Origin of the sequence: Noviherbaspirillum massiliense JC206 (genome assembly GCF_000312045.1) — a bacterium.
Taxonomy (GTDB): domain Bacteria; phylum Pseudomonadota; class Gammaproteobacteria; order Burkholderiales; family Burkholderiaceae_D; genus Noviherbaspirillum; species Noviherbaspirillum massiliense.
Map to the genome: position 1 here is coordinate 2,544,668 of NZ_HE978634.1, position 13,921 is coordinate 2,558,588.

Genomic DNA, 13,921 nt, shown 5'->3' on the forward strand with positions numbered 1-13,921 from the left:
AGCGCGCCTGAAGGATCAATCATGTGGTTCACCCGCATCAGCATTGGCAACCCGGTCCTCGCGACCATGATGATGGCCGCCTTCCTCGTGCTGGGATTGTTTTCCTACCAGCGCCTGCAGGTCGACCAGTTCCCGGACGTCACCTTCCCGGTGGTCGTGGTCCAGACCGATTATCCCGGCGCCTCGCCGGAGACGGTGGAATCCGATATCACGCGCAAGGTCGAGGAAGCGGTCAATACCATCAGCGGCATCAACAGCCTGACGTCGCGCTCGTATGAAGGCACCTCGATCGTCATCATCGAATTCGTCCTCACCGTTGACCCGGCACAGGCGGCGCAGGACGTGCGGGAAAAGGTGGCGCTGGTCAAGGCCGCATTCCGCAAGGAAGTCGAGGAGCCGCGCGTCACCCGCTACGATCCCGCCAGCCAGCCGATTTTCTCGATCTCGGTCAGCAATGAAGCCGGGGCCAGCGAGCGCAGCCTGCGCGAACTGACCACCATCGCCGACCAGGTGGTGAAGAAGCGCCTGGAAAACGTGCGCGGCGTCGGCTCCGTCACGCTGGTGGGCGGCGTCAAGCGCGAAATCAATATCTATGTGAAGCCGACCGAGATGGAAGCGCTCGGCATCGGAGTTGACCAGGTGATCAGCGCAGTGCGCAACGAGAACCAGGAATTGCCGACCGGCGCCATCCGCTCTTCCGCCACCGAGCAGGTGGTGCAGATCCAGGGCCGGGTGAAAAATCCGGAGGAATTCGGCCGTATCATCGTCGCACGGCGCGGCGGCCAGCCGGTCACGCTGTCGCAGATCGCGACCGTGGTCGACGGCCAGGAAGAGCAGGAAAGCCTGGCCACCTTCAACGGACAGCGCACGCTTGCCCTCAATATCCTGAAAGCGCAGGGGGAAAACACGATCGCCGTGGTGAATGGGCTGCAGGCCGCGCTGAAGGAATTGCAACCCACCATCAGTGCGCTCTATCCGGGGGTCAAGCTCAGCGTGATCCGCGACAGCTCGCGCCAGATCCGGGTCGGCGTCGAGAATGTGCGCCGCACTTTGATCGAAGGCGCGGTGCTGACGGTGCTGATCGTGTTCCTGTTTCTCAATTCCTGGCGCTCGACCGTCATCACCGGCCTCACCCTGCCGGTGGCGCTGGTCGGCACCTTCCTGTTCATGTACATGTTCGGCTTCACCATCAACATGATCACGCTGATGGCGCTGTCGCTGTGCGTGGGCCTGCTGATCGACGATGCGATCGTGGTGCGGGAAAACATCGTGCGCCATGCCGGCATGAAGGTGAACGGACGTTACAAGGATCACAAGACGGCGGCGCTGGATGGCACGGCCGAGATCGGCCTGGCGGTGATGGCCACCACCTTTTCCATCGTCGCGGTCTTCCTGCCGGTCGGCTTCATGGGCGGCATCATCGGTCGCTTCTTCCACCAGTTCGGCGTGACCGTGACGGCTGCAGTGCTGATTTCGATGTTCGTGTCCTTCACTCTGGACCCGATGCTGTCCTCCATCTGGCCCGACCCTGCGGTGCATGGCGCACATCACGAGCGCAAGGGCTGGTACGGCCAGACCATCGGCCGCGTGCTGCATCAGTTCGAGCGCATGGTGCAATGGCTGTCGGATACCTACCAGGTATTGCTGAAATGGTCGCTGCGCCATCGCAAGGCTACCCTGGTGATCGCGGTCGCGACCTTCTTCGGCGGCTTTGCGATCCCGATGAGCGGATTGATCGGCAGCGAGTTCGTGCCGCAGGCTGACTATTCCGAAACCGGCGTGGTGTACAACACACCGGTCGGTTCCTCGCTGGAATTCACCGAAAGCAAGGCGCGCCAGGTGGAAGCGGTGCTGCGCGAGTTCCCGGAAGTGCGCGATCTCTACACCACCGTCAATACCGGCACCGCGCAGGGCAAGAATTATGCGACGACCTATGTGAAGCTGACGCCGCGCGACCAGCGCACCCGCAACACCTCGCAGATGAGCATTCCCCTGCGCGAGCGGCTGTCACAGGTCGCCGGGATCACGGTCACCCATATCGGTTCGCTGGAAGGCGTGGGCGGCGACAACAAGCAGATCCGCCTGTCCCTGCTCGGCACCGACCTCGACCAGCTGGCGAAGCTGTCCGCGGAAGCGCAGGATAAAATCCGCGCGATTCCCGGCGTGGTCGACCTCGATTCCAGCCTGAAGCCGAACAAGCCGACCATTTCCATCGAACCCAAGCGCGACATTGGCGCCGACCTCGGCATCGGCGTGGCCCAGATCGGTGGTGCTCTGCGTCCGCTGCTGGCGGGCGAAGCTGCCAGCACCTGGCGTGCGCCGGACGATGAAAACTATGACGTCAACGTGCGCCTGTCTCCATCCGACCGCAACAATGTCGACGACCTGTCGCGGCTGATGCTGAGCAGTTCCCAGACCAATGCGGATGGTTCGCCGCGCATGGTCGCGCTGCGCCAGGTGGCCAGCATCCAGCCCTCGACCGGTGCCAACCAGATCAACCGCCGCGACCTCAACCGTGAAGTCGAGCTTTCCGCCAACGTGGTCGGCCGCTCGGCCGGCCAGGTCAGCGCCGATATCAGGAAGGCATTGGACGGCATGCACTGGCAGCCGGGCTACCGCTATCAGATGGGCGGCTCCGCCAAGAACATGCAGGAATCCTTCGGCTATGCCCTGTCGGCGCTGATGCTGGCGATCGTCTTCATCTACATGATCCTGGCATCGCAATTCGCCAGCTTCCTGCAGCCGGTTGCCATCATGTCATCCCTGCCGCTCACGCTGATCGGGGTGTTCCTGGCGCTGATGTTCTTCCGTTCCACGCTCAACATCTTCTCGGTGATCGGCTTCATCATGCTGATGGGCCTGGTGACGAAGAATGCAATCCTGCTGGTGGATTTTGCCAATCACGCGCGCAAGGCCGGCGCGGACCGTGCCGCCGCCCTGCTGGAAGCCGCGCATGTGCGCCTGCGTCCGATCCTGATGACCACTTTGGCAATGGTGTTCGGCATGGTGCCGCTGGCCTTCGGCATGGCCGAAGGCGCCGAGCAGCGCGCGCCGATGGGACAGGCGGTGATCGGCGGGATCATCACTTCTTCCCTGCTGACCCTGGTAGTGGTGCCTGTGATCTATACCTACCTCGACGATTTCGCCGTCTGGGCGCGCCAAAAATGGCGGCGCTCCGCCCCGCACGAACCAACGCATGGCACGGCGGAGGGAAAACATGCCGAAAAGGAAGATGCTGTTTGATAGAATGATGTGTTTTCGTCTGTAACCCTTGAGTGCCAAGAATGAATATCGAAAAAGCCCGATTCAACATGATTGAGCAGCAGATCCGTACCTGGGATGTACTGGACCAGGACGTGCTCGACCTGCTCGTGGTCGTCAAGCGCGAAGCCTTCGTACCGGCCGCATACAAGAGCCTGGCGTTCGTCGACACCGAAATCCCCCTGGCGGGCGGTGCCCACATGTTCACCCCGAAAATGGAAGCGCGCATCCTGCAGGAAGTCGGGCTGAAGAAGCATGAGACCGCCCTCGAAGTCGGCTCCGGCACCGGCTACATGGCTGCGCTGATGGGCTACAAGGCACGCCACGTCACCACGGTGGAGATCGACCCCGAAATCAAGCGCATGGCGGAAAAGAACCTGGCAAGCTACGGCATCTCCAACGTCGAGGTCGTGCAGGGCAACGGCGCCTGGGGCTGGCCTGCGGGGGAGGAAAAACCGCTGTATGACGTGATCGTGCTCTCCGGCTCGCTGCAGATACTGCCCGACGTCTTCCTCAAGCAACTCAAGGTTGGCGGACGTCTGTTCTCCATCATCGGAGAATCGCCGGTCATGACAGCGCAACTCACGACGCGGACATCGGACGCAGGTTACGAAACGGTCAAGTTGTTCGAGACCGATGTCGCACCCTTGCGCGATGCGCCGGCCCCGTCCCCCTTCAAGTTCTGAGAACGACAATGAATATGCTGACGGCGCCCGAGCTGGCTGCCTGGCTCGCGGACGACGCGCGCGCCAGGCCGCTGCTGCTCGATGTGCGTGAACCCTGGGAATTTCAGACCTGCCATATCGAAGGCGCGGTTTCGATTCCGATGAACACGATCCCGGCGCGCATGGCGGAGCTGGAAGAGGATGCCCCCATCGTTTGCATCTGCCATCACGGCATGCGCAGCATGCAGGTGGCGGCCTATCTCGAACGCAACGGCTTTACCCAGGTGAACAACTTGACGGGCGGCGTGCACGCATGGGCCCAGCAGGTCGACAAGAGCATGCCTACCTATTGATGACAAGATCAAGAAGCAAGCGGAGAACCTGATGCGCAAATCCCTCGTCGCGACCCTGCTCGGCGGCGTCTTCATGTCCATGAATGCGCAGGCGATCGACCTGCTGCAGGTGTATAAGGAAGCGCTCGCCAACGATGCGCAGTACGCCAGCGCGCGCTCTGCGCTGGCAGCCGGGCAGGAAAGAGCGCCGCAGGGACGCGCCGGGCTGCTGCCGGTCGTCGGCCTGACCGGCAGCTATACCCGATCGAACCAGGATACGACGGCAAGCGGCGTCGAAGCTTCGTCGCCGAACTTCAACAGCAAGGGCTATACGCTATCCCTGTCCCAGCCGCTGTTCCGCCTGGCCAACTGGGAAGCGTATCAGCAGGGCAAGCTGGCAGTCGCCATCAGCGAGGCGCAGTTCGCACAGGCGCAGCAGGACCTGATCCTGCGTGTCGCCCAGGCCTATTTCGATGTTCTGACCGCGCAGGATGCCCTGGCGTCGGTGCAGGCGCAGAAAGAGGCGATCACCGAACAGCTGGCCGCAGCCAAGCGCAATTTCGAAGTCGGCACCGCCACCATCACCGACACTCATGAAGCCCAGGCACGCTACGACCTGGCAGTTGCGCAGGAATTCGCGACACAGAACGATCTCGAAATCCGGCGTGCGGCCCTGCAACAGATCATCGGCAAGCCGGCCGGCGAACTCGCCACCCTGCGCCCGGGCGTACAGCTGAACAGCCCGGAGCCGGCGCAGATGGAGAAATGGGTCGAAAGCGCGGAACAGCAGAATTACGGTGTCGTCGCCCAGCAGCTGCTGGTGGAGAACGCGCAGCGTGAAATCACCCGCAACCGTGCCGGCCATCTCCCGACTGTCGACCTGGTTGCCAGCCGCAACTACAACAACGCCGGCTGGTCCTCCCAGTTCCCTGCGGGTGCGAGCGTCACCAGCAATGCGATCGGCGTGCAGGTGGCGATCCCGATCTTCTCCGGCCTTGGCGTTACCAGCCGCGTGCGCGAAGCCATCGCGCTCGAAGACAAGAGCCGGTCCGACCTGGAAAATGTGCGCCGCACTGCCGCCCAGGGCGCACGCCAGGCATTCTTCGGCGTGAACGCCGGTCTGGCGCAGGTCAAAGCGCTGGAGGCGGCGGAGGTTTCCAGCCAGTCCTCCCTTGAATCGAACCGCCTCGGCTATCAGGTCGGCGTGCGGATCAATATCGACGTCCTGAATGCCCAGCAACAGTTGTACTCGACACGCGAAAGCCTGGCGAAGGCGCGCTACGACACGATCATGAACGGCCTGCGCCTGAAAGCCGCGGCCGGCACATTGAAGGAAGAAGACCTGCTGCAGGTGAACGGCTTGCTGATGGAGCAGACGCAACCCTGACGCGCCTGGATGCGCATGGCCTCATCTGCCAGTCTTGATTGCGTTGCCCGGAGAATTCGCCGCGCGTAGCGCTGCGCTCAGCCGCCCTGCTTCTGCTTGCGCAACGAAGGCGAATAGCGCAGGGAATCGAGGCAGGCGTCGATCAGCCGTTCGGCATTGTCGTCCAGGCTGAAACTCTCCGGCGCAAACAGCCAGTTGTTCAAAAGTCCATCGATGGCGGCTTGCATCGACGCGCGCGCCAGGTGGATATCCAGATCCTGGGGCAACTGACCTTTCGCAATTGCGTTGCGCAGGACGCGCTCGATGTGCGCCGTGCCGCGCAGGAACCACTCCCGCCGCCGCGCGAATATCGGATCGGCCGGATCGACGAATTCGCATTTGTGGAACAGGATGTCGAAGACTTTCCGCGAATGCGGATTGCGCACCGTTTCCTTCAGCACGAAGATGCAGCTGGCGCGCAGGCGGCCGAGCGGATCGGCCTCTTCTGCATGGGCATCGGCTTGCGCCATGGCTTCCATCGGCAGGCGAACCCGTTCGCACATTGCATCGAACAAGTCGCTCTTGTTCCTGAAATGCCAATAGATGGCGCCGCGTGTCACGTTCGCCGCTTCCGCGACGTCCGCGAGCGAAGTGCTGGCTACGCCCTGCGCATGAAAAACCTGTTCGGCAGCATCGAGTATGCGGTCACGCGTTTCCAGCGCTTCCTCTTTTGTACATCTGGCCATTTCAGATATGGGACGGTGTCATTGATTGCATCAACATGCATGAATTGCGGATATTTTCAGGACTCCCGCAAGTCGCATGATCTCTTTGGCATAGAGGCATACATTCATGCATGTATGTATAATAGCACCCTTTGCTTTTCCAAAAAATGAAACTGTCGCAGGTACTGAGCGTGAAGTTGCATTCATTTAATGCACTTCATGTTTGAGCTGCCATTCCGACATCGGTTCACCCTCCAACTTACCGTGCGAGATTTTATGAATTCACTTGTTCATGCTCCGCGCATTGCCGCGGCTGTGTTGATGTTGTCTGTCATCAGTGGATGCGGAGAAAAAAATGCGGCGGCTCAGGCACCGGGCGGCATGCCGCCGCCGGAAGTGTCGGTTGTCACCGTTCAGCCGGAACGCATCGTGATCACGACCGAATTGCCGGGACGGCTGGAAGCCACCCGCGTAGCGCAGGTGCGCGCACGAGTGCCGGGCATCGTGCTCAAGCGCGTGTACCGCGAAGGCAGTGATGTGAAGGCAGGCGATGTCCTGTTCCGCATCGACCCGGCGCCCTACCAGGCAAGCTACAACAATGCCCAGGCCGTGCTCGCCAGGGCCGAGGCGAACCTGGCGCAGGCTAACCTCAAGGTGCAGCGCTACAAGCCCCTGGTTGAAACGCATGCCATCAGCAAGCAGGAATACGATGATGCGGTAACCGCCCAGAAGCAGGCGACGGCAGATGTCGCATCGGCCAAGGCGGCAGTGGAAACGGCGCGCCTGAACCTCGGCTATGCCACCGTCAACGCACCGATTTCCGGCCGTGCCGGCCGTGCCCAGGTCACGGAAGGCGCGCTGGTCGGCCAGGGCGAGGCAACACCGCTGGCGACGGTCCAGCAACTCGACCCGATTTACGTCACCCTCACCCAGTCCAGTGGCGAATTCCTGGAGCTGCAGCGGGCGATGGCCAGCGGCAAGCTGAAGAGCGTTGCGCGCGGCGAAGCCAAGGCCACGCTGGTGACCGAAGACGGGCGCACCTACTCGCATACGGGCAAACTGCTGTTCTCCGACCTGTCGGTTGACGAAAGTACCGGCGCAGTCACCCTGCGTGCCCAGTTCCCCAATCCCGACCGGTTCCTGCTGCCCGGCATGTATGTGCGTGCCCGCCTCGAACAGGCAGTGAGCGAGAACGCCATCACCGTTCCGCAGCAGGCCGTGCAGCGCGACGCCAACGGCGCCGCGGTCATGGTAGTGGGCGCCGACGGCAAGGTCGAAGTGCGGCCGATCAAGGCGAACAGCACCCAGGGCAATTCCTGGGTCGTCAGCGAAGGCTTGAAGGCCGGCGACCAGGTCATCGTCGAGGGATTCCAGAAAGTGCGTCCCGGCGCGCCGGTAAAGGCTGTGCCGTGGAAAGCCCCTGCCGGCAACGCAGGCCAGCAGGCATCCCAGCCGAGTCCCGACAAGACCAAGGTCGCCTCCTCGGCAGACCCGAAATCCAAGGCTAAATAAGGGAGCATTGCATGCCTAAGTTCTTTATCGATCGCCCGATCTTTGCCTGGGTGATCGCTCTCTTCATCCTGCTGGCCGGCGCACTGTCGATCCCGCGACTGCCGGTCTCGCAGTATCCGACCATTGCGCCGCCATCGGTCGTCGTCACGGCCACCTACCCCGGCGCCACCGCGCAGACACTGGACGAGAGCGTCGTCAGCCTGATCGAACAGGAAATGAATGGCGCCGACGGTCTGCAGTACATCGAGTCGCAGAGCCAGGGCAACGGACAGGCCCAGATCACGGTCACCTTCGTGCCGGGCACTAATCCGGACCTGGCGGCGGTCGACGTGCAGAACCGCCTCAAGCGTGTCGAGGCGCGCCTGCCCCAGGCCGTGACCCAGCAAGGCGTGCAGGTCACCAAGTCGCGCTCCAACTTCCTGCTGGTGACCACCCTGTCATCGACCGATGGCCGGCTGGATCCGATCGCACTCGGTGATTACCTGTCGCGCAACGTTCTGAACGAAATCAAGCGGGTTCCCGGCGTCGGCCAGGCGCAGCTGTTCGGTACCGAGCGGGCGATGCGCATCTGGATCGACCCGGCCAAGCTGGTCGGCCTGAAGTTGACGCCGGCCGATGTCTCGACCGCAATCCGTAACCAGAATGCCCAGGTGGCATCCGGCACGCTGGGCGAACTGCCGAATCCGAATAGCCAGCAGATCACTGCGCCTATCGTGGTGACCGGCCAGCTCCAGACCGTAGAAGAATTCGGCAACATCGTGCTGCGCGCCAATCCCGACGGCTCCACGGTGCGCCTGCGCGACGTGGCCCGCATCGAGATCGGCGGCCAGATGTATGCGACATCGGCCCGCCTGAACGGCAAGCCGACCTCCGCCATCGGCGTCCAGCTCTCGCCCACCGCGAACGCGCTGGCCACCGCCAAGGCGGTGCGGGAACGCATGGACGAGCTTTCGAAATACTTCCCGGCCGGTGTCAAATACGAAATCCCCTATGACACCTCGCGCTTCGTGCAGATCTCCATCGAGGAAGTCGTCAAGACCCTGCTCGAAGCGATCGTGCTGGTGTTCCTGGTGATGTATCTGTTCCTGCAGAACATCCGCTACACCCTGATTCCGACCATCGTGGTGCCGGTGGCGCTGATGGGTACCTTCGCCACGATGCTGATGTTCGGCTTCTCGATCAACGTGCTGACCATGTTCGGCATGGTGCTGGCGATCGGTATCCTCGTCGACGATGCGATCGTGGTGGTGGAAAACGTCGAACGCATCATGAGCGAGGAAGGCCTGTCGCCGCGCGAAGCGACGCGCAAGGCCATGGGCCAGATCACGGGAGCCATCATCGGCATTACGCTGGTGCTGATCGCGGTGTTCCTGCCGATGGCGCTGTTCGGCGGCGCGGTCGGTGCGATCTACCGCCAGTTCTCGCTGTCCATGGTGGCGTCGATGGTGTTCTCGGCCTTGATGGCATTGACCCTGACGCCTGCCCTGTGCGCGACCATCCTCAAGCCGGTCGAGGCCGGGCATCACCATGAAAAGAAAGGCTTCTTCGGCTGGTTCAACCGGGTGTTCAATCGCACCTCGACCAGCTATCAGGGCATGGTGGGCAAGATCATCGGCAAGTCCGCGCGCTATATGGTGGTGTACGGCCTGATCCTGGTTTGCGTCGGATTGCTGTACGTGCGCCTGCCATCGGCCTTCCTGCCGCAGGAAGACCAGGGCTATCTGGTCACCAACATCCAGCTTCCGCCTGGCGCCAGCGCCAACCGGACAATGAAGGTGATCGAACAGGTCGAGCAGTACTACATGCAGCAGCCCGGCGTGGAGCGCATCGTGGCGGTGGCCGGCTTCTCCTTCTCCGGCAGCGGCCAGAATGCGGCATTGGCCTTCACCCCGCTGAAGGACTGGAGCCTGCGCGGTCCCGACCAGTCGGCCGAAGCGATCGCGGGACGTGCCTTTGGCGCGTTCTCGCAAATCAAGGATGCGATCGTGTTCCCGTTGAGCCCGCCCCCGATCCCGGAACTGGGCAATGCGACCGGCTTCACCCTGCGTCTGCAGGACCGTGGCGGCGTCGGCCATGACGCCCTGCTGGCAGCGCGCAACCAGCTGCTGGGAATGGCAAGCCAGAGCAAGGTCCTGACCGGCGTACGTCCGGAAGGCCTGGAAGACACGCCGCAGCTGCAGCTGAACATCGACCGCGACAAGGCCAACGCCCTGGGCGTGACGTTTGCAGACATCAACAGCGCCTTGTCGACGTCATTGGGTTCCGCCTACATCAACGACTTCCCGAACCAGGGAAGGCAGCAGCGGGTGGTCGTCCAGGCCGATGCGCCGCAGCGCATGCAGCCGGAAGACCTCATGAACATCTATGTGCGCAATGCAAAAGGCAACATGGTGCCGCTGTCCACCTTCGTGTCGACGAAATGGATCATCGGCCCAGTCCAGCTGTTCCGCTACAACGGCTATCCGGCGATGAAGATCACCGGTAATGCTGCACCGGGGCGCAGCACCGGCGAAGCGATGGCTGAGATGGAAAGGCTGGTCGCACAGCTGCCGGCAGGCATTGGCTACGAATGGACCGGGCAGTCGCTGGAAGAGAAGACTTCCGGCGCTCAGGCTCCGGCACTGTTCGCGCTGTCCCTGCTTGCGGTGTTCCTGGTGCTGGCGGCCCTGTATGAAAGCACCACGATTCCGCTCGCGGTGCTGCTGGTGGTGCCGCTCGGCGTCCTCGGTACCCTGATCGGCGCCTTCATGCGCGGCATGCCGAACGACGTGTACTTCAAAGTCGGCCTGATCGCCATCATCGGCCTGTCGGCCAAGAACGCGATCCTGATCATCGAGTTCGCGAAGGACTTGCAGTCACAGGGCAAGAGCCTGCGGGAGGCCACGCTGGAAGCGGTGCATCTGCGGTTCCGCCCGATCATCATGACCTCGCTCGCCTTCATCCTCGGCGTGCTGCCGCTGGTGATTGCCCATGGCGCCGGTTCCGCAAGCCAGCGTGCCATCGGTACCGGGGTGATGGGTGGAATGATCACCGCAACCGTGCTGGCCGTGATTCTGGTGCCGGTGTTCTTCGTGGTGGTGCGCAGTCTGTTCAAGAGCAAAGAGCCCCAGCACAAGACGCATGCCGCGCACTTGGCACCGACTGAGGAGAAAGTATGATGAAGCATATGAACGAGCAACTGGGTCGTCCCCTGGCCATCGCTCTGCTGTCGGCCAGCGTGCTGGCAGGCTGCTCGCTGGCGCCGACCTACGTGCGGCCGGAAGCGCCGGTGGCGAACGCCTATCCGACGGCCGAAGCCCAGGCCGCGGGCGACGCAACCGCCATCGGCTGGCGCGCCTTCTTCCCTGACCCGCGCCTGCAGGCGCTGATCACGGCGGCGCTGGAAAACAACCGCGACCTGCGGATTGCCGCGCTGCGCATCGAGGAAGCACGCGCGCAGTACAACATCCAGTCGGCCGACCAGTGGCCGAACCTGAATGCCAATGCGGCGGGTTCGCGCTCGCGCACGCCGGCTGACCTGTCCCCGACCCGCACCGCGGTCATCAGCAACAGCTACCAGGTCGGCCTCAACCTGGCCGCGTTCGAGCTCGATTTCTTCGGGCGGGTGCGCAGCCTGAAGGATGCGGCCCTGGCCCAGTACCTGGCGACCGAAGAAGCGCGCCGCGCCGCTCAGATCAGCCTGGTGGCGGAAGTGGCCAAGGCTTACCTGGCCGAGCGTGCATTCGCCGAGCAGGAAGAGATCGCGCAGAAAACCTATGAAAGCCGCCGGACCGGGTATGACCTGGCCAAGCAGCGCTTCGACGTGGGCGCCTCTTCCGCACTCGACCTGCGCCTGAACGAGACGCTGGTGCAGACGGCCCGGGTGTCGCTGGCGACGCTGAAACGGCAGCGTGCGCAAGCAGAAAACGCGCTGACCCTGCTGATCGGCAGGCCGCTGACGGATCTGCCGGCACCGCAGCCACTGTCGGAGCAGAACATCGTCACCGACATCCCGGCGGGATTGCCGTCCGACCTGCTGGAGCGCCGCCCGGACATCCGGTCCGCAGAACAGCAGCTCAAGTCAGCCAATGCCAACATCGGCGCAGCGCGGGCGGCCTTCTTCCCGCGCATCTCGCTCACGGCCGGCATCGGCACTGCAAGCAGCGAGCTGTCGGGCCTGTTCGATGCCGGATCGCGTACCTGGTCCTTCGTGCCGCAAATGGTGCTGCCGATCTTCGACGCCGGACGCAATCGTGGCAACCTGAACCTGGCGGAAGCACGGAACAACATCGCGGTCGCCAACTATGAAAGAGCCATCCAGATTGCTTTCCGTGAAGTGTCCGACACGCTGGTGGCGCGCGCGACGCTGGAAGAGCAGATCGATGCGCAGCAGGCGGTCCTGACGGCGGAAGAAGAGCGCCTGAAACTCGCCGAGCAGCGGTATCAGAATGGTGTGGCGAGTTCGCTCGACGTGCTGGACGCACAGCGTGAGCTGTTTTCAGCACAGCAGTCGCTGGTTCAGGCGCGTCTGCTGCGACTGACCAATGCGATCGACCTGTATCGGTCGCTGGGCGGCGGCTTGAATGAGCAGTCGGTAGCCGCGAACGGCTCGCAGAAGTAGTAGAAGTAGTTTGACTATGAAATGCCGGAAGCCGAGGATGGCTTCCGGCGAATGCTAGGCAACAAGCGGCTGCAGCAAGGCCAATGTCCGCGCCGTTGCGCCCCGATGGTGTTGCGCGAATGCCTGCGCCCTCTCCCCCATCGCGGCACGCGCATCCCCATCTTCCAGCAGGCGCAACGCCTGGCGCAACATCTCCTCGGAATCCGCAATCCGCAGGGCCGCACCGGCCGCGATCGCATCTTCGCTCACCACGCTGAAATTGAAGGTATGCGGACCGATCAGCACCGGCTTGCCGACAGCACAAGCTTCAATCAGGTTCTGCCCGCCTAGCGGCAGCAGGCTGCCGCCAATGAAGGCGATGTCACAGGCGGCGTAATAAGCAAACATTTCCCCCATTGAGTCGCCCAGCAAGACCTGCGTGCCGGCTTCCAGCGGCGTATCACCCATCTGCGATCGGCGCTGCAGCGTGAAGCCGCGCGCGGAAATCTCGCGCGCCACTTCGTCGAAGCGCTGCGGATGGCGCGGCACGATGAGCACCAGCGCATTACCCATCTGTGCATTACGCATGGCATCGAGGATGGGCATCTCCTCGCCTTCGCGCGTGCTGGCGCACAGCAGCACCGGACGCGCGCCGATTTGCCGCCGCAGTTGCGCGCCCTTGCGCAGAACATCCTCCGGCGGCGTGACATCGAACTTGATGCTGCCGGTGACATGTACATTGTTTGCACCGAGCTGCTTCAGACGCATGGCATCAGCCTCCGTCTGGGCTGCGACGCAGGACATGCCTTTCGCGGCTTCGGTAATTAGGGCCGACAGCTTTTGGCCCCGGGCGAGAGAACGCTCCGACAGCCGCGCATTCACCAGCGCCACCGGAACCCGCTGCTTTGCGCATTGCGCAACGAGGTTCGGCCACACCTCGGTTTCCATCAGCACACACAGGCGCGGCGCAAAATGCGAGATGAAACGCTGCACCATCCAGCCGATGTCGTACGGCAGATAGGATTGCACCACGCGCGGTGCGTGCCTGGCGAACAGCGCCCGGCCCGTTGCGCGGCCGGTCGGCGTCATGTGGGTGAGGAGGATTCTGTGCTCGGGATAGGCGTGCAGCAGCGCCTCGATCAGCGGTTCGGCGGCACGGGTTTCGCCTACGGAGACTGCGTGCACCCACAACGTGGGTATGCGCGCCTGGCTGACTGGCGAAGGATAGAAACCGAGCCGCTCGGCCACGTGCTCGCGGTAGCCCGGCTCCTTGCGTCCGCGCCACCACAAGCGGCCGAGGACAAGCGGTAGCGCCAGATGCCAGGCAAACGAGTAAATCGCTCGCATCAACCCCGATTCCCTACGACTGAAGGAGCAAAGTACACCCCTTCCCCCTGGCAGGAGGAAGGTTGGGATGGGGGTTGAGTGAGCCTGACATCTACTGCGTTCACAGCCATTGAAGAATCGTGGGCCATCAGCTT

At 62.9% G+C, this 13,921-nt stretch carries 9 protein-coding genes; 7 read left to right on the plus strand and 2 right to left on the minus strand.

Features of this window, described 5'->3' with window-relative positions:
* Positions 1 to 21 precede the first annotated feature (21 nt).
* From HGHM_RS12500 to HGHM_RS12515, 4 genes are read left to right on the plus strand one after another with little or no spacing between them, the layout of a single operon-like run.
* A complete protein-coding gene (locus HGHM_RS12500; RefSeq protein ID WP_019141874.1) occupies positions 22 to 3,243 on the plus strand; it encodes an efflux RND transporter permease subunit in 3,222 nt (1,073 codons plus the stop codon).
* 41 nt (positions 3,244 to 3,284) lie between these two features.
* The gene (locus HGHM_RS12505; RefSeq protein WP_019141875.1) at positions 3,285 to 3,947 is read left to right on the plus strand and encodes a protein-L-isoaspartate O-methyltransferase family protein; all 663 of its coding nucleotides are present in this window, start codon (positions 3,285 to 3,287) and stop codon (positions 3,945 to 3,947) included.
* Between the two features lie 8 nt (positions 3,948 to 3,955).
* Positions 3,956 to 4,279 (plus strand): rhodanese-like domain-containing protein, encoded by a 324-nt coding sequence (locus tag HGHM_RS12510; protein WP_019141876.1) that lies wholly within the window; start codon positions 3,956 to 3,958, stop codon positions 4,277 to 4,279.
* 31 nt (positions 4,280 to 4,310) lie between these two features.
* Entirely contained in the window at positions 4,311 to 5,645 is a 1,335-nt protein-coding gene (locus HGHM_RS12515; protein ID WP_019141877.1) for a TolC family outer membrane protein, read from the plus strand.
* 77 nt (positions 5,646 to 5,722) lie between these two features.
* Here the strand turns inward: HGHM_RS12515 and HGHM_RS12520 are convergent, their stop codons facing one another.
* Positions 5,723 to 6,370, minus strand: a complete 648-nt coding sequence (locus HGHM_RS12520; RefSeq protein WP_019141878.1) for a TetR family transcriptional regulator — start codon at positions 6,368 to 6,370, stop codon at positions 5,723 to 5,725.
* 255 nt (positions 6,371 to 6,625) lie between these two features.
* On the opposite strand from HGHM_RS12520, the gene HGHM_RS12525 reads away from it, so the two are divergent.
* Genes HGHM_RS12525 through HGHM_RS12535 form a run of 3 tightly spaced genes read left to right on the plus strand, consistent with a single transcriptional unit; the run spans position 6,626 to position 12,461 of the window.
* Positions 6,626 to 7,861 carry an efflux RND transporter periplasmic adaptor subunit gene (locus HGHM_RS12525; RefSeq protein WP_019141879.1) on the plus strand — a complete coding sequence of 412 codons (1,236 nt, stop codon included), beginning with the start codon at positions 6,626 to 6,628 and terminating at the stop codon, positions 7,859 to 7,861.
* Between the two features lie 11 nt (positions 7,862 to 7,872).
* Positions 7,873 to 11,019: an efflux RND transporter permease subunit gene (locus HGHM_RS12530; RefSeq protein WP_019141880.1), complete on the plus strand. Its 3,147-nt coding sequence runs from the start codon at positions 7,873 to 7,875 to the stop codon at positions 11,017 to 11,019.
* Complete coding sequence (locus HGHM_RS12535) at positions 11,016 to 12,461, plus strand: efflux transporter outer membrane subunit (protein ID WP_019141881.1); 1,446 nt, start codon at positions 11,016 to 11,018, stop codon at positions 12,459 to 12,461. Before HGHM_RS12530 ends, HGHM_RS12535 begins: the two co-directional genes overlap by 4 nt.
* Positions 12,462 to 12,515: 54 nt before the next feature.
* On the opposite strand, the gene waaA is transcribed toward HGHM_RS12535, so the two are convergent.
* A complete protein-coding gene (gene waaA / locus HGHM_RS12540; RefSeq protein ID WP_019141882.1) occupies positions 12,516 to 13,787 on the minus strand; it encodes a lipid IV(A) 3-deoxy-D-manno-octulosonic acid transferase in 1,272 nt (423 codons plus the stop codon).
* Positions 13,788 to 13,921: the final 134 nt, after the last annotated feature.